This is a genomic window from Sphingopyxis sp. C-1 (genome assembly GCF_001047015.1).
Classification (GTDB): Bacteria; Pseudomonadota; Alphaproteobacteria; order Sphingomonadales; family Sphingomonadaceae; genus Sphingopyxis.
Genome location: NZ_BBRO01000001.1, coordinates 2,842,173 through 2,861,931 on the forward strand (window position 1 = coordinate 2,842,173; position 19,759 = coordinate 2,861,931).

Annotated in this window: 12 protein-coding genes and 1 tRNA gene; 1 reads left to right on the top strand and 12 read right to left on the bottom strand. The window is 62.5% G+C overall.

All coding sequences use genetic code 11. The features are described 5' to 3' along the window. Nucleotides 1–56 precede the first annotated feature (56 nt). The 7 genes from SC1_RS13325 to SC1_RS13355 all read right to left on the bottom strand — a co-directional run bounded on the left by SC1_RS13325 (nt 57) and on the right by SC1_RS13355 (nt 14,691). On the bottom strand, nt 57–2,411 hold the full coding sequence (locus tag SC1_RS13325) for a TonB-dependent receptor (RefSeq protein WP_238586691.1): 2,355 nt from the start codon (nt 2,409–2,411) through the stop codon (nt 57–59). Nucleotides 2,412–3,252: 841 nt separating this feature from the next. Then, a complete protein-coding gene (locus tag SC1_RS13330; protein WP_062182483.1) occupies nt 3,253–5,283 on the bottom strand; it encodes a glycoside hydrolase family 97 protein in 2,031 nt (676 codons plus the stop codon). Nucleotides 5,284–5,315: 32 nt separating this feature from the next. Beyond that, nucleotides 5,316–6,362, bottom strand: coding sequence for a cupin-like domain-containing protein (locus SC1_RS13335; RefSeq protein WP_062182486.1), 1,047 nt, complete (start codon nt 6,360–6,362; stop codon nt 5,316–5,318). Next, the gene (locus tag SC1_RS13340) at nt 6,355–7,839 is read right to left on the bottom strand and encodes a tryptophan 7-halogenase (RefSeq protein ID WP_062184162.1); all 1,485 of its coding nucleotides are present in this window, start codon (nt 7,837–7,839) and stop codon (nt 6,355–6,357) included. The genes SC1_RS13335 and SC1_RS13340 overlap by 8 nt, the downstream gene beginning before the upstream one ends. Continuing rightward, entirely contained in the window at nt 7,836–9,386 is a 1,551-nt protein-coding gene (locus SC1_RS13345) for a tryptophan halogenase family protein (protein ID WP_062182489.1), read from the bottom strand. The genes SC1_RS13340 and SC1_RS13345 overlap by 4 nt, the downstream gene beginning before the upstream one ends. A 72-nt stretch (nt 9,387–9,458) precedes the next feature. Beyond that, the gene (locus tag SC1_RS13350) at nt 9,459–12,866 is read right to left on the bottom strand and encodes a TonB-dependent receptor (RefSeq protein WP_062182492.1); all 3,408 of its coding nucleotides are present in this window, start codon (nt 12,864–12,866) and stop codon (nt 9,459–9,461) included. 301 nt (nt 12,867–13,167) lie between these two features. Continuing rightward, nucleotides 13,168–14,691, bottom strand: a complete 1,524-nt coding sequence (locus SC1_RS13355; protein WP_238586692.1) for an MFS transporter — start codon at nt 14,689–14,691, stop codon at nt 13,168–13,170. Nucleotides 14,692–14,746: 55 nt separating this feature from the next. Between SC1_RS13355 and SC1_RS13360 the strand changes: the two genes are divergently transcribed. Further along, on the top strand, nt 14,747–15,751 hold the full coding sequence (locus SC1_RS13360; RefSeq protein ID WP_062182496.1) for a LacI family DNA-binding transcriptional regulator: 1,005 nt from the start codon (nt 14,747–14,749) through the stop codon (nt 15,749–15,751). Between the two features lie 238 nt (nt 15,752–15,989). Here the strand turns inward: SC1_RS13360 and SC1_RS13365 are convergent. The 5 genes from SC1_RS13365 to mltG form a co-directional block, all read right to left on the bottom strand. Further along, nucleotides 15,990–16,066, bottom strand: a tRNA-Met gene (locus tag SC1_RS13365). Between the two features lie 61 nt (nt 16,067–16,127). Continuing rightward, nucleotides 16,128–16,613, bottom strand: a complete 486-nt coding sequence (locus SC1_RS13370) for a 2'-5' RNA ligase family protein (protein WP_062182499.1) — start codon at nt 16,611–16,613, stop codon at nt 16,128–16,130. A 225-nt stretch (nt 16,614–16,838) separates the two neighbouring features. Then, entirely contained in the window at nt 16,839–17,591 is a 753-nt protein-coding gene (locus tag SC1_RS13375) for an alpha/beta fold hydrolase (protein ID WP_062182501.1), read from the bottom strand. A gap of 4 nt (nt 17,592–17,595) precedes the next feature. Then, the gene (locus tag SC1_RS13380) at nt 17,596–18,732 is read right to left on the bottom strand and encodes a kelch repeat-containing protein (RefSeq protein ID WP_062182504.1); all 1,137 of its coding nucleotides are present in this window, start codon (nt 18,730–18,732) and stop codon (nt 17,596–17,598) included. Nucleotides 18,733–18,762: 30 nt separating this feature from the next. Then, the gene (gene mltG / locus SC1_RS13385) at nt 18,763–19,704 is read right to left on the bottom strand and encodes an endolytic transglycosylase MltG (protein WP_062182509.1); all 942 of its coding nucleotides are present in this window, start codon (nt 19,702–19,704) and stop codon (nt 18,763–18,765) included. Between the last annotated feature and the right edge of the window lie 55 nt (nt 19,705–19,759).

Sequence of the window (19,759 nt, forward strand, 5' to 3'; positions counted from 1 at the left end):
CGAAAATCGGCATAAAAGGTGGGGCGCGGCGGATGCCCGCCGCCCCCCACCTGTCATCAACGGAATCGTTTGATGAGGTTGAGCCCGATGGTCCGCGGCGGCGTTCCGTGGGTGACCGTCAGGCCGCCGGTATTGGCGCTGGTCGATTTCGTCGTGATCGCAAGCGCATCGAACAGATTGTTCACATAGAGCTGCGCGCTCCAGTTGCCGTCGGGTGCCTGGACGCCGATACGCGCATTGATGACGCCATAATCGTCGACCTTGCGGCGGAATACGTCGGTGGCGGCAAGCGTCGAATAGGATGAGCCGACATAGCTGCCGTCGATCCGTACCGAACCCTCAAGCGTATCGCTGAGACCCCAGATATATTCGGCCGATGCACTGACGTTCCACTTGGGCACGAAGGGCAGCCTGTCACCCTTGCGGCCGGCAGCGACGACGATGCTGCTGACCTGATCCTCTGACAGCTTTGCGTCGGTGTAGCCAACGTTGGCGATCAACGAGAGGCCTTGGATCGGCGTGGCATTCAGTTCCGCCTCGACGCCCCTGATGCGCGCGGCACCAACGTTCGAGATCAGGCCGAACACCGACCCCGTCCCGGCCGTACGTGCCGATACCTGCATGTTGCTCCAGTCGATCTGATAGCCGGTCAGATTCAGATACACGCCCTGGATCGGTTGGCTTTTGACGCCGACTTCATAATTCCAGAGGCTGTCGGCGCTATATCCGGTCAAGGCGACCGGCAGTCCGATGGCCTGATTGACCCCACCCGGGCGGAAGCCTTCGGCCGCCTGCGCATAGATCATCAGGTCGCGGCTGAATTCATATGACAGGTTGAACTTATGCACGAAGCCGTTTTCAGTGGTTTGCGCCTCGGTGTATGCCGACGGCACGGAGGCGTAGTGAATCTGCCCCTGCTGGACGATACCGCCGACAGTTTTGTCATATTCATACCAGCGGCTGCCGACGGTAGCGGTCAACTTGTCGAAGAATTTATAGGACAGCTCCGCAAACAAAGCCTTTTGCTTTAGATGGTCGTTGATGGTGCGGTCATAATAGATGTTCGCAGGAACGAACGGGTTGAGTTCACCCGAAAGGGGGCTGGCGCTTAGCAGCGTCGAGCGCACCTTCGACTTGCGATCCTCGAGGAAGCCGCCAAAGGTCCAGTTGAACGGGCCGCTGCCGGTCGATGAGAGGCGCACCTCGTTCGACCAGTTTTTCACGCTTTGCGGCTGATAAAGGCTGGAGAACAGGATGGAGTTAGTCAGGTCGAGATAGGAACTGAGCTGACCGGGTGTGCAAACCCCTGCCGTATTGCCGAGCAGATAGCGTGCGCAACCGGCCGCGTTGTTCCGGCCATTAAAATTGTCACTCACGTCGCCGACGACGATGCGGTCACGATCGAAATAGGTTGAAACGGCAGTCAGCGCTACAGATCCGAAGTCATAGCGAAGCGTACCGCTGTAAATCCGGTTTTCGTCATAATTGCCCGATTCCGAACGCGCGTTGGTCGTATGACGCTCGCCTGTTTCGAAAAACCAGCGAGACGCATCGGTCGACACCTTCGTGTAGTAGGCGCCGAGATCGATCGTCAGATCATCGGTCGGGGTGAAACGCAGCAACGCGCGGCCGCTATAGCTGTATCCGTCGTTGATATCCTTCGTGCCATAATAGCTGTTGTCGATATAGCCCGCGAACTGCTGGTAGCTACCAACGACGCGCAGCGCCAACTTATCGGAAACGATCGGCAAGTTGATCATGGCGTCGACGCTCGCGCCGGGGCTTCCGCCCTTTACGGCCGAAAGATTGACGCTGGCGGCCCCTTCCAGAAGATCCGTCTTCGGCTTTTCATAAATGATGCGAACCGTGCCGCCCATCGAACCCGAACCGTAAAGGGTGCCCTGCGGCCCCCGCAACACCTCTGCCCGTTCGACATCGAAAACGCGGAAATCGGGCGTGCTGCTTGCCGCGTCGCTGGTGGTCCCAACCGATCCAGCAACCGGAGACTCGTCATAATAGACGCCCACGGTTGGTTCGCCGGCGCCGACGACACCACGCAGGATGACGCGGCGGTTGCCCGGCCCGTTGTCGACAATCCGCAGGCTCGGGGTGTTTTGCGTCAACTCGGTAAAGCTGGTCGTCCCGGCCCGCTCAAGCGAGTCCCCCGTCACCGCAGAAATGGCCAACGGCGTATCCTGCAAGCGCGTGTTTCGCTTCAGCGCGGTCACGACGATTTCGCCGCCCGAAGTATGGGTCGTATCCTCGGCCTGATGTGCACCCTCTGCGTCTTCGGTGCTCTGCCCCTCCTGCGCCATGGCCGGCGAGGCGGCCAATAGGCTGATGCCCGACATAAGAAGCGCAGTGCGCGCCGCCCAAGCGCGCTTACGAACATTTATTCCAAGCTTACGCATTCAATCTTCCCCTTTTTTTTAGCCTTGGACCCCTTTTTGCAATTTTTGGATGCTAACATCCGCCCCCCCGAAGGTGCGTGGTTTTTCCGCCCCAATATCGAAGGTTATTCGAGTTTTTGCGTATTATTCGTCATATCTTCGACAGGGGGCATCGGGCTTACAGCATTGTAAGCGGCCATCCCACGGCGACGCTCCCGGAGACGATGGAAGAATCAGATATATCCACATGAAAATAATCGAGAATATGGCGATTCGACATCAGGGACATAGCCCCATCAAAGAGAGGAAATGCCATAGCCTGAGAAGGACAATAATAGCCTATGATAAAATGATCCGATTATCGCATGTGGAATGAATAATCTTCGGATCGCACCGCTGCACAGACGGGCCCGTCGCACGCGAAGATGAAGCGACCAAAAATGAGGCCCGACCGCAAACGCCCGCTTCATCTTGGACATAAAGTCCCGAAAGCAGCACCGATCAATTCATAGAATACTAAGCTTCACGGCCGAGCGTCATCACGCCCGCTATGAGGCATGGCGACTTGCGCCACGACAAAAGCCCCGGCCGTCCGCAAATGTGAACCCAATATGCTCGCGATAATTCTCGCGTTTACCGCGATCAAACAAGTCCTAACGCTTCCCAATTTTAATCAAGGGCCGCGAGATAAGGGCTATAGTTCGCAGCAACTGCCCCATCGACAACGATATGGGAAAGAACCGGGGATTTTAGCCAAATCGCCTTCAGGCATATTTTCGGCCGAGCGGCCTTGCTTCAAGATTTCCGTGGATCGGTTATCGAGCGTAGTTTTTCCGGCGATCCGGATTACAGCCCCACCGAATTATCGACGGGGACCCAGCAGCTTGAAACGGATCGCAACTCCGCCCCCGGGCGCCATGTCCAGATCGAGATCGTCGGTGCTCGTCACGTTGCGCTTGCGGATCGTCAGCGCCGACGGATTGGTGCGATAGTCAGCGCCCGGAGCGTCGGCATAGATTTGCGCTTCATACTGTTTGCCCGGTGCAAGGAAATCGAGCCGCTGCGTGATCTTGCGTGCTTCCTCGTCAGTGATCGCGCCCATGTACCAGTCGCCCCCGCCGCGCGGCTGGCGCGCAACGACCACATAATCGCCGATTACGCTTTGCAACGTTTTCGATTGCTCCCAGTCGGCGGGCACGTCGCGGATGAACTGGAAGGCGCCCGGCTGCGCTTCATAGTTTTCCGGGAGGTCGGCCGCCATCTGGATCGGCGAATAGAGGACGACATATTCGGCGAGTTGGGTCGCCAGCGTCGACTGCACCCGCCGCGTCAACTCCTTGCCGCTCCGCGCTATGTCGAAGATGCCCGGCGTGAAATCCATCGGTCCCGCCAGCATCCGCGTGAAGGGCAATATCGTCATATGCTCGGGCGGGTTCGTCGGATTGCCCCACGCGTTGAATTCCTGCCCGCGTGCGCCCTCGCGGCTCACCCAGTTCGGCCAGGTCCGGCGCAGTCCCGTATCCTTCACCGGCTCATGCGTGTTGATTGCGATATGCAGTTTCGCGGCGCGCTTCACGACCTCGAGATGGTGACGCACCGCATATTGGCCCGCGAACCATTGCTGCTCGCCCTCGCCGTCGACGATCGTCCCGCTGTGACGGACATAGCCGGTCTTGATCAGCGACACGCCATTATCGGCATAGAGCTTCAATCCCGCATCAAGCTGGCGCGCGTAATTTTCGATCGCTCCACCGGTCTCGTGATGGCCGATCAGTTTCACGCCCTTCGCCTTGCCGTAGCGCGTGATCTCGGGAAGGTCGAAATCGGGATAGGCTTCGGTGAAGCTGAACTTGTCGCCATTTGCGATCCAGTCGCCGTCCCAGCCCTTGTTCCATCCCTCGACGAGCACGCCGTCGAAGCCGTATTTGGCAGCAAAATCGATATAGCGCTTCACGTTGGCGGTGTTCGCCCCGTGCGCCGGCCCGCTGCCCCAGGTCGACTTCTCAAGGTGCATTTCCCACCAGATGCCGACATATTTTCCGGGTTTGAACCATTTGCCGATGTCGGGAAGCTGGCTCGGTTCATTGAGGTTGAGCGTGATGCGGCTGTCCGCGAGCGCGCCGGGTGTTTCGCCGATGAGCACGGTGCGCCAAGGCGTCGCGAACGGCCCAGTCTTCTTCGCCAGCACCCCATCGGGCCAGGGCATCAACCAAGCGCCATAGGTGCCGGCACCATTGCCCTCGAGCAGCATCGAGGGAAAATCGACGAGCGCCGCCTCGTGGAAGCTCAGATACAAGCCGTTGTCGCCTTTCAGGGTCAGCGGCGTTTCGGCGAGAGTAATTCGGCGCGCGTCGGTCTGGGTATAGAGATATTCGTCGCGTTCCTGGCCGAGCCCCTGATACCACCAAGCCTGATAGGCGCCGACGGTGCGGAATTGCGTATCGTCGGCAGTGATCGATACCGCCTTTCCGTTCGGAATAGCCGCATAGTCGTATCGGAAGCCGAATCCGTCGTCGAACAGGCGGAAGATGACGCCCACCGCCTTGTTCAGCGCCGTGTCTCCTGCCAGCGTCACCGACAGCTCGTTGTGATTGTCGCGGATCAGCCTTTGCTCGCCCCATGGCTGTTCCCACGTCGTATCGACCGACAACCGCTTCGCATTCCCAACCGCTGTAAAGCGCGGATCGGCCTCACCCGCAAAGCGCAGTCCTAGTCGCGACGGCGCGATCACAGTCACATCGCCACGTTTGACTTCATAAAGCGCCTCGCCGTTCACGACCGAAACGCACAGTTCGAGCCGCTTGTCCGGTGATTTCGTACATTCGCGCGCTGCGGCGGGCGATGCGATCGCCAGCATCGACAGGCCGAACAATAGGGACGTTTTAGGAATCATCGCATTCTTCTCTTTTGCTGGGGAGGCCTGGACTATTTCTGGAAAGCCGAAATCAATTGCCGGCGCAGCACCGCGCGTTCGTCGCGGCTCATCGTCCCGAGCGCCCCGCGGATGGCCGTAGGGATATGTCCCGATGCGGCGTCGGGATCGCCGAACACATGCGCGTCGAACATCGCCTGCCAATAGGTGCGTTCGCCCGGCGGGAGATCCCTGAGCGCGAGTAGCGCCGCGAGGAAGATGTTGTTGGGCCTTTCGATCCCCCGGACCGTGTCGCCCCACCAATAATTGACCATCGCATTATAGGGATCGAGCGACGCGACATGGTGCCACCAATATTTTGGGATGAAGATCGCATCGCCGGGTTCGAGCCACGCCGCGCGCGCCGAAGCCATCGCCTCGCGAAAACGCGGAAAGCGATCAAAATCGGGATTTTCAGGATCGACGAGCGACAGCGGTGGCGGATTGTCGAGCGGACCGACATAAAGATTGGCCACTTGCTCGGGCGGGAACAGCGTGAAGCGCCGCCGTCCCGCGATCACGCATGCCAGATTATGGTCACGGTCATTGTGCGTCTGCGTCTTCACCGCGCCGCCGAGCCATAGCTTCGGACCAACCTCTGCGGGGAGCAACGGCAGGGGGTTCTGATGCACGAATTCGGGCAGCGTATCGGCGAGCGGCAGCATCTGGATCGCGACGGTCGGCGCATTCTCCTGCCCGATCAGCCCCTCGATCCGCGCCAGCGTATCGCGGAGCGGCGCTTGGCGCTTGGTGAAGGTGAATTCGCGCATGTCTGCGCGATAGGCGAAGCGTCCGCCGGCACGCGCGGGCGCTTCCATTACCGGTACGGCTACGCCGCAGTCCATGCCAGCAAGATAGGCGTTGAGGCGGCCGGGCGAATGCCGCCCGGCCGCCAGCGCGACCCAGTCGTCGAAAAGCCCTTTGATGACGACGGGTGTTTCGGTCGCCACGAGCGCGGCAAAATCGGCGGGCGCCGGCGCGCCCCGCGCTGCTACGTGCGGCAGCGCGTCGAGCGGCGATCGCCGGGCGGCTGCGGCACCGAGACGCGCGGCCTCAACCATGCGCGCGTTGCATGATGCGTGCGAGATAGGCGTCGTGCGTCGGCTGACGCAGCACCTGTTCGCGCACAAAGCCCAGCATCTTGCGGAAGTGGACATTCACCTCATGCGGCGGCACCCGGTCGACCGCCGGACGCCAGCTTTCGGGGGCAATGCCATGTCCGATGAACAGCGCGCGCCAGCTGTCCGGTGGCAGGCTTTCGTCTTCTTGCGGCGCCAGTTCGCCACGCGCGCGAAAGAAATCGATCATATGCGCCAGCTCGGCCGAAATCGGCAGCGTACGCGCCGTATCCCAGAAAGGACCGGCATAATCCTGCAACGTAAGGTGCGCCGCCTGGAAATCGGCGACGCGAGCGAAGTGCGAGCGCATGACACGGTTATACTCGGCGCGCCGTGCCGCATAGCTGTAGCCTTCGGCCGGATAGACGCCAAGCAGGTGCACTACACTCAGTTGCAGCCCGTGCAACGCCAGTCCGTGACTGGGGTCGAACGAACAGGCCGCCTCGCCAAGACCGATGACATTGCCCGCCCATGGTTCGCGCGCCATACCGGACGTGAACGTGCGGAAGGTCACCGCATCCAAGGTCAGCCCGCTCGTCGTCGCTGCGGCTTGCAGCGCCGCATCGTCGCTTGTCGCAGCGCCCGAAAAGACATGCGCGACATGCATGTGGGTCAGGCTCGGGAACAGGCCGGTCCAACCGTCCACGCCCGCGCGAATCTCGGCATAGACTGGCAGCGCAGCAAAGCGCGGGGCTAGCGCGGTCAGCATCCGGTCGCCGGGCATAGTCCAAGCTTCGAACGCGCTGCCAGTTGCCTCCCGCAGCAGGCCCTCGCGCGTCAGATCAGCGAACAAGGCGCTTTCAACCCGGCCGCCATCATCGAGCAATAGCGCAACGATCCCGTCGTCGCCGCGCTCGACCATGACGCCGGTTGTCTCGAATATCTCGACGCCCAAGTGCCGCGCGATCGCCTTCAGGCTTTTCGCATAAGCCGCAGCCGGCAGGTGATAACCATAGTCGCTACGCCCATAGATCTCGCTGACCTCGTCGGGGAGGAACAGGCGGCCATTGTGCGCCGCGGTCGCCGTCAGAGAAAAATCGTCGAGCCCGACGCCCAGCCCATGTCGGCGCGCTTTCACCCAGTGCGGAAAAAAATCGCCGCCGTTGATACCGGTGCCGAACGCGCCATAGCTGTGGAGAAAGGGCGCCCGCCCCGCCCCACTCGCATCGACGAAATTCTGGCCGAGCGTGAAGGCGCCGCGTACTCCGCGCAGCAGCGCCGCCTCGTCGATTCCGATCTGGTTGTGGAGCGCTTCGATCGCGGGGAGAGTCGCGTAGAGATCGGCCGGGCCGTTTTCATCGGGGAGCGCCACCGCTCTGACCTTTACCCCCGCCGGCGCCAGCGCGCGCCGCAACGCTGCCGCCGCGAGCCACAGCGGCGCATCGCGGCCGAGCAAGGTGATATCGCGCACCGCGCTCATGCCGCATTCGCCGGGATACCGGGCCGCGCCTTGGCCTCCGACGCGCAATAGGTTGCAAGAAATTCGGCGTGCGGCGTCATGTCGGCCGCGTTGACCGCGATCCGTTCGGCCAGATCGTCGAGCCGTGCCTGCAAATCTGCCGCCGACAGACGATGGGTTAGCGGATTTGCCGCCGACGGCAGAACGCCCTGCCCCTCGAGCACCGACAGCCAGCTATCGCGCGAGAAAAGGCCAAGCCGATATTCGGGCGCCGCTGCGCTTTCGCGAAACAGCGCCATCTTGTGCGCGAGGCTGTCGGGCAGCGGCATGTTGCGCACATGATCCCACAGGGGTTCGCCGACGCGTTCATTGGCGGTGTAGTGGAGGACGAGGAAATCGCGCGTCCGGTCATAGTGGACAGCGAATAGCCGGTTGAATTCGCGCACCATGCGCGGATCGATCTTTTCGCCACGCCGCGGTATCAAGCCGGCAAGGTCGATCGTCGCCGCCTGGATAAGGAAGATGCTGGTCGACTCCAGCGGCTCGAGGAATCCGCTCGCCAACCCGACGGCGATGCAATTGCCCGCCCAGCCCACCTGCCGGCGCCCCGCCTGAAAGCGGAGCAGGCGCGGCTCGTCGAGCGCATCCCCGTCGATGGCGCCGAGCACGGTTTGCCGGGCTTCCTCCTCGCTGCAAAAGCGGCTTGAAAAGACATAGCCGTTGCCGATCCGGTGCTGGAGCGGGATGCGCCAGGTCCAACCCGCGCGCTGCGCGGTCGCGCGCGTATAGGGCGTGAGCGGTTCGACGCCGGTGCAGGGCACCGCGAACGCACGGTCGCACGGCAGCCATTCGCTCCAATCGATCCACGGCACGCCCATCGTCTGCCCCAGCAGCAACGAACGAAAGCCCGAACAGTCGACGAATAGATCGCCCGAAATCTCCGCGCCCGAGGCGAGGGTCAGGCTCGCGACATCGCCGCTTTCGGCGTCGCGGACGACGTCGACGACCTTGCCCTCCATCCTTCGAATCCCGCGCGCGGTCGCCCATTTGCGCAGATAAGCGGCGTACAGCCCGGCATCGAAATGATAGGCATAGCTGTAGGTCGAGCGGATCGATTTCGGATCGCCGTTCGGGTGCTCGAAACCGTTGGCAAGCGCCGCCGCGACCGCGAAGCTGTAATCCTGCAACGACCGGCTGTCGGTTCCCGCAAGCCGCGCGCGGGCCCAGTGATGCTGGAAGTCAGCGTTGGTCCAGCGATCGCCGAAGGTACCGAACGGGTGAATATAGCGCACCCCGGGGCGCAACCAGTCGACGAATTCGATGCCCAACTTGATGGTGCCGGCCGTCTCGCGCATGAATTCGGCTTCGTCGATGCCGATCATGTCGTTGAAGGTCTTGATATGCGGCAGCGTCGCTTCGCCCACGCCGACTGTCGCGATCTCGTCGCTCTCGATCAGCGTGATGTCATAATCGGCCGCCGCAAGCAGGCCCGACAGCCCCGATGCGCACATCCAGCCCGCGGTGCCGCCGCCCAAAATGACGATACGATAGGGTGCGTGCGCGGCCATGACCGGTTCCTTACTCCCTTTGGAAACGAAGACGCGGCCGCCGCAAGGGAACGGCCGCGTCCCAGTGGAGGATCAGAACTTCACGCGCGCACCGAACTGGAAGCGGCGGTCGACGCGGCTCCACGCCGAGTCGAAATATTTCGCCGCCGCCCCCGGCGTCTGCGGGGAGTCGCCGAACACCTGCTGTTCATAGACTGTCGTCGTGTTGAGCAGGTTCGTGCCGTCAACCGAAAGCTCCAACCATTTCGTCGGCGAGAAGCGCAGCGAAGCGTCGAGGAAGCCAGCCGCCTTTTGGAACACCGGCAAGCCGATGCAGCAGTCGAGGTTCTGTGTCAGGTAACGCGACCGCCAGTTGTAGGCGACACGCAGCCCGACCGGCCCCTTTTCATATAGTCCGACGAGGTTGAACGTGTGCTTCGATATTCCTGCGAGCTTGTGCGAGTCGAGGACGTACCCGGTACCGCCCAGCGACTGCTGGCCCGCGCCGAACGCGCCCACGTCGCCGCTCGACGAAGCCGTGAACAGGTTCGAGTTGTTGATCCCAGACTGATGCACATAGGTATAGTTGGCCTGCATGCCGAGCCCACTGAGCAGGCCAGGCAGGAAGTCGAAGAAGGTCTGATAGGCCACTTCGCCGCCCCAGATCTCGCCGCCTTTCCGGACATTGCTCGGCCCACTGATCTGCACCGTCTGGGTCGATGTCCCGTTAGAGACGTCGCGGCCGAACTGGCCAAAGGAGATCGCGTTCGTCAGCTTCTTGTAGAAGACCCCGGCCGTGATCGAACTGTTCGAACCCATATAGCGCTCGAAGGTCAGGTCGAACTGGTCCGCGCGCAGCGGCTTCAGCGCCGCATTGCCCGAATTGGCCAGGAACACGAAATTATAGCCCGTGACATTTGCCGGCGTGTGCGCTGCGGTCGGCGAATTATACACGACATAGGGTGAATCTGCGGTCGTATTGATAACCGGCGCATTAATCGCCAGCGTGTTGCGCAGGAAACCCATTTGCGGCCGCGAGATCGCCCGCGAATAAGCGAAGCGGACAAAGGTCTTGTCATCGAAACCGAAACGCAGGTTCAGGCTCGGCAGCCAGTCTGTGCGCGTCGTCTTATAGCGATCTTCCGCCGCGGCGCCGTTGGCGAAGGCGATGATCTCCGGCGTCAGATAGCAGCGCGGATTGACGACATTGTTGCCGGTCAGCGGCGTGTTGCATGGCACCAGATTGTCGAAGATGTTTGCGGCGGGGAACGCAACGCTACCGGTGCTTGTGATCTTCGTGCGCACCACGCGCAGGCCGACATTGCCCTGCAGATTGACGCTGCCGAGCATCAGCTTGTCGCCGCCGCCGAATTTGATCATGGCATAGGCGGCTTCGGTCTGTTCGCGAACGCGCAGCTTTTCACCGGGGGTGAAACATTCGTCGACGGTCGCCTCCGGGCGATCGCAGATCGCGGTATAGCCCGTGCCGAGCGGCGACCCGGTGGTTGCACCGCTCAGCGACTGGATCAGGCGCGGGAAATCCCGAAGCGTATCGCGATTAAGGAAGACGAGCGGCCCATTGGGGTAAGCGCTGCCGTTATAGAAGTCGCCGAGGCTCTGCGATTCCCAGATGCCCGCTCCGTAGCCCTGGAACGGAGCATGACCGGCATTGCCGCCGCAATTGCCTGTTCCGGTCGGATAAGCGCCGCCCGTCGTATTGTCGGCGTTGAAGCCCGGTCCATTGCAGTTCCAGCTGGCCGCGATCGGCGTCCAGTTGAAGGTCGAATAACGCACCGTCTGCTTGCGGTCGGCGTAGCGCACGCCGACCTTCAGGGAATCTAGCCAGTCGCTGTCGGGAAAATCATATTCGGCATCACCGCGCAGCGCGAGTTCGTTGGCGTCATTGTCCTCGACATGGCCCTGGATGAACGGGATCCAGTAATTATGCGCATTGGCGAGGCCGCCTTGCGCATAATTGACGTTCGACCCGGGGAGCAACGTCACCTGCGGGGTGCCGTCGCCGTTCACGCTATAATCGTAATCGGCCATCGATCCGGTCGCGACCAATATGTCGTTATTATAGGTCGATGCGTCGATATATTGCGCGTCGAGATCGAAGTGCAGCCGGTCGCTCGCGTCCCAGCTGATATTTGCCGACAGATCGCGCGTCCCTTCGCGATGGTCGAAGTTGCGCGCCTCGTTCTGGAAATACAGCCCGTCGCGCTGCGTCGCGCAATTGCCGCCCGGACCCGGTCCGCAATAATTGACGAACGGCTGGCCCGTCACCGCCGAACCCGCGTTGATCGCCGCCTGCACGCTCTCTGTCGTACCGCTGAAACTGCCGTGCGGCTGGGTCAGGATTCCTCCGGTCAGCATGCCGTCGGGGCCGAAAGTCAGCCCGCTGCTTCCCGCGAGTAACGATCCGGTGCGCGGGTTGTATGCGCGCGTGCCGAAATAGTTGCCGTCGAGAATGGCGTGGCTGGCGCGCTCAAGCCAAGCATTGGTGTAATGCGAGTCGATATATTGGATCGTCGCGCGCAGGCTGCCAGAGTTGTTTTCATATTGCAGCGCGCCGGCGATGCCGCGCCGTTTGCGGTCATAGTCAACCTGCGAATAGCGGATGCCGTCGGGCGCATAGGCCCAGCCCGTTCCGCCGAACGGATTGGCGGTACAAGGAAGGCTGCCATCCGCACCGGGTGTGGCGCGGACGACGCCATCGGGGCCAGCGGCACCAAAGCCCGCTGAACAATAGGTATCGATCTTGTCCATGATCACGCTCTCGGTTCGCGTGACGACATGGCTTTGCGCATAGCTGGCGAGGATGCCGAAGCGACCAATCGCGGTATCCCAAGTGTTGCTGATCAATCCCGAGAATTCGGGCGTCCAGCGCCCCGAGCGATCGCCGTAATTGATCCGGACGGTTCCCGTGACGACGAGCCCCTTCTGGTCGAACGGCACGCGCGTGCGCAGATCGACCGAGCCTGCGATCCCGCCCTCGATCATGTCGGCAGTCTGGTTCTTGTAAACGTCGATGCCGGCGAGCAGCTCGGGCGCGATATCGTTGAACTGCAGCCCGCGCGCGGCGTCGGCCGAGAAGCTGTCACGGCCGTTGATTTCGGTGCGGACGTTGGTCAGGCCGCGGATGAGTACGTCAGTTGGCTCTCCCGACGGGTGCGTCGAGTCATCGGCCGATTGCAGGCGGTTGACCGTGATGCCCGGAATACGCTGCAGCGCCTCGGCCGCCGACTTGTCGGGAAAGGCACCGATGTCGGTCGCTGTCACCGAATCGACGACGGTCAGCGCGTCGCGCTTGCGGCCCGCGGCATCCTCCAGCGCGGCACGCACGCCGGTGACCACAATCTCGTCGTTGCCCGAAGCGCCCTCGGGCGTGTCCTGCGCCATCGCCGGCGACGTCATCAACAGGCCGACAGCCAGTACCGACAGCGAGGCACCGCTCGACAGCACGCGCCCACGACAATTCGCGAATCCCTTGAGCCTCATCGCTCTCCCCTTCCCACGGACACCCCTTTTGCGGGGCTTTTCCTTTTAGCGGTGCAAAGCGGAAACGCCCGCCGACCATTTGCATGGTTTTGCGTATTGTTGCACAAATGGCAAGACTCTTTTCGAGGACCAAAAATTCTCGATAAAATGACTATATATCAGAATTTTAAATCGCGTATCCAGTGCAATGGGCCTGGATGCGCGTGCCATCCGCATACGTTTGCATCGCAATTACTTTATGCAAATATTTGCACAAATGACTTCAGGAAATTCGTCTTTTCGTTGGCTGCGCCCGATATCGTCAGGATTCCGGGTGCGGAATAAGCAGCGCAGCGAGCGCGGCCAACGCAAGGAAAAGTGCCGCCAGTGCCAAGGCCAGCACCGGCTCGCCTCCAAACAGATGGCGCACGATGGGACCGAGGCAAATCGCGGCAACCAGCTGCGGAATGACGAGGAATATATTGTGGATGCCGAGATAGACGCCGACCTTGCCCGGCGGCACGGCGTTGACGATGATGGCATAAGGCAGTGACAGGATGGCGGCCCAGGCGACGCCGATACCGGCCGCGGCGATCCACAGCCATTCCGGCCCTGGCGCCAGGACAAATCCCGCCATGCCCGTCGCACCACCGAGCAGGCACAGAGCATAGGTCGCGCGCTCGCCGATCCGCGCCGATATTGCCGGGAGCGCGAGCGCGCCGATCGCGGCGACACCATTATAGGTCGCGAACAGGATGCCCACCCAATCGGCGGCGACGGCATAGGGTGCCGACGCCGGATCGGTGGCTCCGAAATGCCGTTGCGCAACGGCAGGCGCCGCATAGATCCACATGGCGAACAAGCCGAACCAGGTAAAGAATTGCACCCCCGCCAACCGCCGCAGCGCGGCCGGCATGCGCTGGAAATCCTCGCCGATCTGAAGCAGTCCGAGCGAGCGGTCGCCGCGGGCGCGTCGACGGCCGACCGCGAGTTGGGCGACGCCTCCCAGCAGCGCGGCCGATGCGAGCACGATTACCTCCCATTGCCAGCGCAGCAAAAGCGCAAGCAGTAACAGCGCCGCGCCGGCCAGCGCCGGCGTCCGGCCGCCGAGGCTGAAGCGAACGATCGGCCCGGGCGGGGGCGCCGGCCGATCTTCCGCAGCAACCGCCCCGGTTGCGGACTGCTCACGCGTCGACAGGGCGGTCCAGACCACCGACAGCAAAAGGCAGGCGCTGCCGATATAATAGGCATAGCGCACCGACGGTGGCAGCCCGCCGCCGTCCGCGGTGCCCGCAACCCCGAACCAGTTCACCAACATCCACGGCAGCGACGAAGCAAAAACCGCACCCGTGCCGATGAAAAATACCTGCACGGCATAGCCTTTGGCGCGCTGGGCGTGCGGCAGATTGTCCGCCACCAGCGCGCGCGCGGGGTCCATCGCGATGTTGATCGACGCGGTGAGCAACCACAGCGCCGCGATAGCCGCCCATAATGTCGCCGCATTGGGCATGACGAACAGCGCGATTGCGGTGAGCATCCCCCCGATAATCAGAAACGGACGTCTGCGGCCGAAGCGCGAGCGCGAATGGTCGCTGAGATGGCCGACGATCGGCTGGACGATCAGCCCGGTGATCGGTCCCGCAATCCACAACACGGGAAGCGCCGCGACATCGGCGCCCAGCGTCTGGAAGATGCGCGTCGTGTTCGCATTCTGCAGCGCCCAGACGATCTGGATGCCAAACAATGCAAAACACATATTCCAGATGTGCAAATTCGTCGCAGCAAAGCCGCGCGACGCAGCCCCATCCCCGCTCTTTGGCGGGACGTCGGCATGCAAATCTTGCATTACCTCCCCCTTCCTGTGCTATCGCATCCCGACGTCAGGCACGGATGGCATCATTATGAGCACCAACAATACGAGATTGGAAGACTTGGCAAGGATGGCCGGTGTGTCGATCTCGACCGTATCGCGCGCACTAAACGACCATCCGCTGATCAGCCTGAATACCAAGAAGAAAGTCTGGGCGCTCGCCCGCGAGCATAATTATCCGTTCCGCAGCTACATGCCCGCGGCGCCGGTGGGATCCGAAGGGTCGATCGTCGTCGTCACGCCGCATATGCACGGCCGCCCGCTGCCACTCTCGCACCCCTTCTTCCTCGAACTGCTCGCCAGTATCGGCGAGGCGGCGCGCGCGCGCGACTGCGATTTCACTGTCAGCCACACGGCACCGCGCGACGTCGACGACCTGATGGCGGTGATGACCACCAGTCGCGCCAACGGCGTAATCTTCCTCGGCCAGAGCATGCTCCACGACGGCTTCAACCAGCTTGCGGACACGAATAGCAACTTTGTCGTATGGGGCGCGCACCTGCCGGGGCAGAAATATCGCTCGGTCGGGTCGGACAATGTGCTCGGTGGCCGCCGCGCGACGCTTCACCTCGCGCGACTGGGCCGTAAAGCCATCGCCTTCCTCGGCAGCAGCGACCCAGAGGCGATGCAGCGCCGCCAGGGCTATCTCGAAGCGCTGGAAGCAAACGGGCTGGAAGCCGATCCCGCGCTCGATATTCGTGTCGATTTCGGCTTCGAGTCCGCCGAACGCGCGCTCAGCCAGCTACTCGCGCGCGGGCGCAAGTTCGACGGCATAATTGCGTCAAGCGACCTCATCGCGCTCGGCGCCATTCGCGCATTGCGCAAGGCCAACCTCTCGGTCCCCAAGGACGTCTCGGTCGTCGGCTATGACGACATGCTGCTCGCGCGGCTGAGCACCCCGGCACTGACGACGATCCAGCAAGACACGCTGGAGGCGGGCCGACGGCTGGTATCACAGGTGATGGACGCACATTCCGAACAGTTTCTCGACTATCTGCCGACTCACCTGATCGTCCGCGAGTCCTGCGGCGCGTGACCAGCCGCCTCTGTCTAGGTTTGAGCGACGACCACAAGATCAAGTTCCAAATTCACGCGAATTTCCCGATTCCCACCATCGGGGAATCGCGGTTTCACGTAAATATTTGAAGATGCATCATTTTCTTTGAAGCCTTGAAATCTAGGCAGAAAAATCCGCTGTAAAACCCGACTTCTTGGACAAGTTCGCACTCAACACATTTTTGAGCTGCGCCAACAAAGCGATAAAAATTGATTTTTGGTAGCGGAGGAGGGACTCGAACCCCCGACACGCGGATTATGATTCCGCTGCTCTAACCGGCTGAGCTACTCCGCCCCGAAGGGTCGCCGCGACGGGCGAGCAGCGCCTATAGGCAGGGCGCCGCCCTTGGTCAATATCATGTGCGCGCTCCGCGAAAATTCCGTGTGAAGGCCGGTTGCCACGGGCCGCCGAGATAATGATGGGCGGCGAGTCCCGCTATGGTCAGCGCCCGCGGCCGGAAATCAGCGGCCAGTTCCAGCATCAGTGCCCTCGCCGCGGCCGCCGGCACCTTGTTCTGGACTGTGATGTGGAGCCGCGGCGTTCCCCGATCCTGCATCGTCAGCGCCCCGACGAAATGATCGGCGATGCGCTCACGGATCGCCATCAGGTCCGGGCTGTCGATGCGAAAGGCGACACCGCCGCCAAGCGAATAGATTTCGCGCAAACTCGCTGTCGGAGGCGGCGTGTCGGCGGCGATGCGATGAATCAGCCGGTCGAGCTCGTTGAGGCACGATGGCGGTAGCTGATGGAACAACGTGATATGTGCCGCGAGATGATTGCGCTCGGGAGGAAAATGCGCGGCGCGCAGATTGTCGAAAAGACGCTGGTCCGCCGCACCCATCGTCGCAGTCACGATGATGGGCACGGCGCCAGCGGTCCGGTAGGGAGGGGGGAAGCCCGGGCCGGCTGATACGAGAAGGGATGGACGAGGCAGTTTCGGGGGAGATTTGCCGTCGTCCATGGGACGCCCTTTCTCGTTGCCACAACCAATGCCCGAAACGCTCGGCGCGCTCCAATCGATTAATCGGCTTAGAATGATTGCCCAAAGCGATTAACCGGCAAATTCCTAAAGCCCATCCCAGAACGCCCGAAGCGCCGCGGCGACTTCGGCGGGCCGTTCGGCGATCGCCCAATGCCCTGCCCCTTCGATGACCGTCAGCGCGGTGCCCGTGTTCGTCGCGAAACGCTGCGCCACCGCCAGTTCGACATAGGGATCGCCCTCGCCCCAGACCAGCGCACCGTTTGCGGGGAGCTTATCGATGTCGCGCGCCCAGTCATGCTCGAAACTCAGTCCATTGGCCGAACGATAGAGTTTCAGGATCGCGCGGCGCTTGTCCTTGTTCCTCCACTGCTCAGCCTCTTCGCGCGCGATGTCCGCGGGCATGCCCTGCGCCGCCAGCCCCTCGGCGAGTTTGTCGGCCTTGCTGAGCGCCATGAAGATTTCGCCGAGCACGGGCGTGTTCCAGATGCGCGCGATCCGATGGCCGCGGTAATCGGGATCGATCACCGCGTTCGATACCGCCCAGCTACGGATCAGGTCGGGACGCAGCATCGCGACGCGCTGCGCGATCAGCGCGCCCCAGTCGTGGCCGACGATATCGATCGGGCCGTGTACGGCCACCAGCGCCTCCGCCTCACCCACCGCCCAGTCCGCATAGGCTTCCTTCGTCGCGGCAAAACCGGCCGGCAAGGGACCCGTGAAACCCGGGAGGGCAGGAACGGCAACCGGCGTATCGCCGAGGTCGAGCGCCGCCAGCAACGGCCGCCAGATGAGCGGGCTGTCGGGAACGCCATGGAGGAACAGCTTGGCGGTCGGCATGATGTCAGCCCTTCGACAAATGGATGATCCAGCTCTGGTCGGTCGGCTCGATCCGCCCCTCGCGATAGCCACCCGCGAGCAGCGCGGTGTGCGCGTCGGCGCGGACCAGCGTCATATAATTCCACTGCCCGCCAAGATCATAATCGAGCCGCGTGCCGGTGCCGCCGTCGACGTCGAAAATCTCTGGCGCGCTGTCGCCTGCCGCGACGAGGACACGGTTATCGGGAAGCAGCAACAGGCCGTCGGCGATCTTGAAGCGCGGATCGGCCAGATTGCCGGCGGCGACAAAGCGTTCGGTGGCGAGATCGAAGCGCTCGACCGAGCGAAGCTTGCCGCCATAGTCGCGCTCGTCCGAGCCGCCGAGCACAAGGACGTCGCCATTCGCCAATCGAACCGCGCCATGTTTGTATCGGCCCTGCGCCATCGCGCCGGCAGGGAGGAAGCGCTGCGTATCGGGATCGAACAGCTCGGCGCTCGCCAGCGCGCGCCGCGGTTCGCGATCGGGGCGCCCGCCGCCGGTCACGAGAACCCGGCCGTCGGCGAGCAGGGTCGCCGTCGCGCCGCTCCGCGCGGTTCCGAGTGAACCGGTGGCCGTCATGCGTCCCGAGACAGGGTCGAAGATTTCGGCATCGGCGCGCACATCCGCACCATCATAGCCGCCCGCGATGAGGATCCGGCCGTCGGCGAGCCTGATCACCGCGGGGGCATTGCGCGCGCTCGCCATGGTCGGCCCGGCGGTCGACTTGCCGGTCACGGGGTCGAAAATTTCGGTCGTCGCCGAAACGCGGCCCCCGACCCATCCCCCGAGCACGAGAACGCGCCCATCCGGCAGCGCCGCCGCCGAAGGCTGGATACGCCCGGCGAGCAGGTGGCCGGTACCGGAAACCGTCATGGTCGAAGCATCGATTATATCGATGGTGGCGCTCGCCGGCCCCGCTTCGCAGCCTGCGCGCACGCAGCCGCCGATCGCGAGCAATTGGCCCTTTCCGGTCGAAACCAACTGATGCGTCGCGCGTGGTGCGCCCAGCCGGGGACCGCTCTCGATATGGACGCCGCCGGCTTGTTCGGCCGCGCTGCCGCCATTCGCCATGCAGGCGGTCATCGCCAGCGAAAGCAGCACATAGAACGGAAGATTTCGCATCGCCCTCTCCCATGAACCGCCAGCGGGCGGCTATTCCATCTCCCCGCGCTCGCGGCGGAGCGCATACCATTTCTGCACATTGGCATTATGCTCGGCGAGCGTGCGCGCGAAGATGTGCCCGCCGTCACCCTTGGCAACGAAGAACAGATAATCGTTTGCCTCGGGATCGAGCACCGCGGCGATCGAAGCCTTGCCCGGGTTGGCGATCGGGCCCTGCGGCAAGCCGATCATGCTGTAGGTATTATAGCCGTTCACCGCCTGGATCTCGGAGCGGAGGATACGCCGCCCCAGCGGCTTACCCTTGGTGATCGGATAGATGATCGTCGGGTCGGCTTGCAGCCGCATGCCGACGGCGAGGCGGTTGGTATAGACGCCCGCGACGGTGCGGCGCTCGGCGGCAACGCCGGTTTCCTTTTCAACGATCGAGGCGAGCGTCATCGCCTGGTTGCGGTCCTTGACCGCGGTGCGCGACGTGCGCTTCGCCCAGAGTTCGTTGAACGCCTTGTCCATCGCGGCCTGCATCCGCTTCACCACCGCGGCGCGGCTTTCGCCGGTGGTGAAGGCATAGCTGTTCGGCAGAATGCTGCCCTCTGCCGGCACGGGGATTTCGCCCTTCAACCGCTTTTCGGCCATCAGCCGTTCCCAGACCATGATCGAGGGCATGCCCTCTGGAATCATGACCATGCGCTGGATTGTCTTGCCCGACTGGAACAGTTCGAGAATGTCGCCTGCGTCCATCCCCTTTTCGATCTTATATTCGCCGGGTTTAATCGGATCGTCCGAGCCGAAGAAGCGCGCTTCATTGCGAAAGCTGGACGCCGAGACGAGGCCGGCGTCTTCGAGAATCTCGCCCGCCTTTGCTATGCTCGCGCCTGGCGGGACGACGATTTCGGCATCCTTGGGCGCGCCGCCCGAGCAAGCGGCGAGCAGCAGGGCCAAGATCGCGATCGTTAGCCAGCGGAACGGATGCACGCTTTTCTCCTATTCGGCTCCTAAAGGAGACAAAAGATACGGACGCGCGCGCCCG

Bases quoted from the DNA above. Each gene is read 5' to 3' on its own strand.
- SC1_RS13335 (WP_062182486.1), bottom strand. From the start codon at position 6,362: ATGGTTGAGGCCGCGCGTCTCGGTGCCGCAGCCGCCCGGCGATCGCCG.
- SC1_RS13330 (WP_062182483.1), bottom strand. From the start codon at position 5,283: ATGATTCCTAAAACGTCCCTATTGTTCGGCCTGTCGATGCTGGCGATC.
- SC1_RS13355 (WP_238586692.1), bottom strand. From the start codon at position 14,691: ATGCAAGATTTGCATGCCGACGTCCCGCCAAAGAGCGGGGATGGGGCT.
- SC1_RS13325 (WP_238586691.1), bottom strand. From the start codon at position 2,411: ATGCGTAAGCTTGGAATAAATGTTCGTAAGCGCGCTTGGGCGGCGCGC.
- SC1_RS13380 (WP_062182504.1), bottom strand. From the start codon at position 18,732: ATGCGAAATCTTCCGTTCTATGTGCTGCTTTCGCTGGCGATGACCGCC.
- SC1_RS13345 (WP_062182489.1), bottom strand. From the start codon at position 9,386: ATGGCCGCGCACGCACCCTATCGTATCGTCATTTTGGGCGGCGGCACC.
- SC1_RS13340 (WP_062184162.1), bottom strand. From the start codon at position 7,839: ATGAGCGCGGTGCGCGATATCACCTTGCTCGGCCGCGATGCGCCGCTG.
- SC1_RS13370 (WP_062182499.1), bottom strand. From the start codon at position 16,613: ATGGGTGCGGCGGACCAGCGTCTTTTCGACAATCTGCGCGCCGCGCAT.
- SC1_RS13350 (WP_062182492.1), bottom strand. From the start codon at position 12,866: ATGAGGCTCAAGGGATTCGCGAATTGTCGTGGGCGCGTGCTGTCGAGC.
- SC1_RS13360 (WP_062182496.1), top strand. From the start codon at position 14,747: ATGAGCACCAACAATACGAGATTGGAAGACTTGGCAAGGATGGCCGGT.
- SC1_RS13375 (WP_062182501.1), bottom strand. From the start codon at position 17,591: ATGCCGACCGCCAAGCTGTTCCTCCATGGCGTTCCCGACAGCCCGCTC.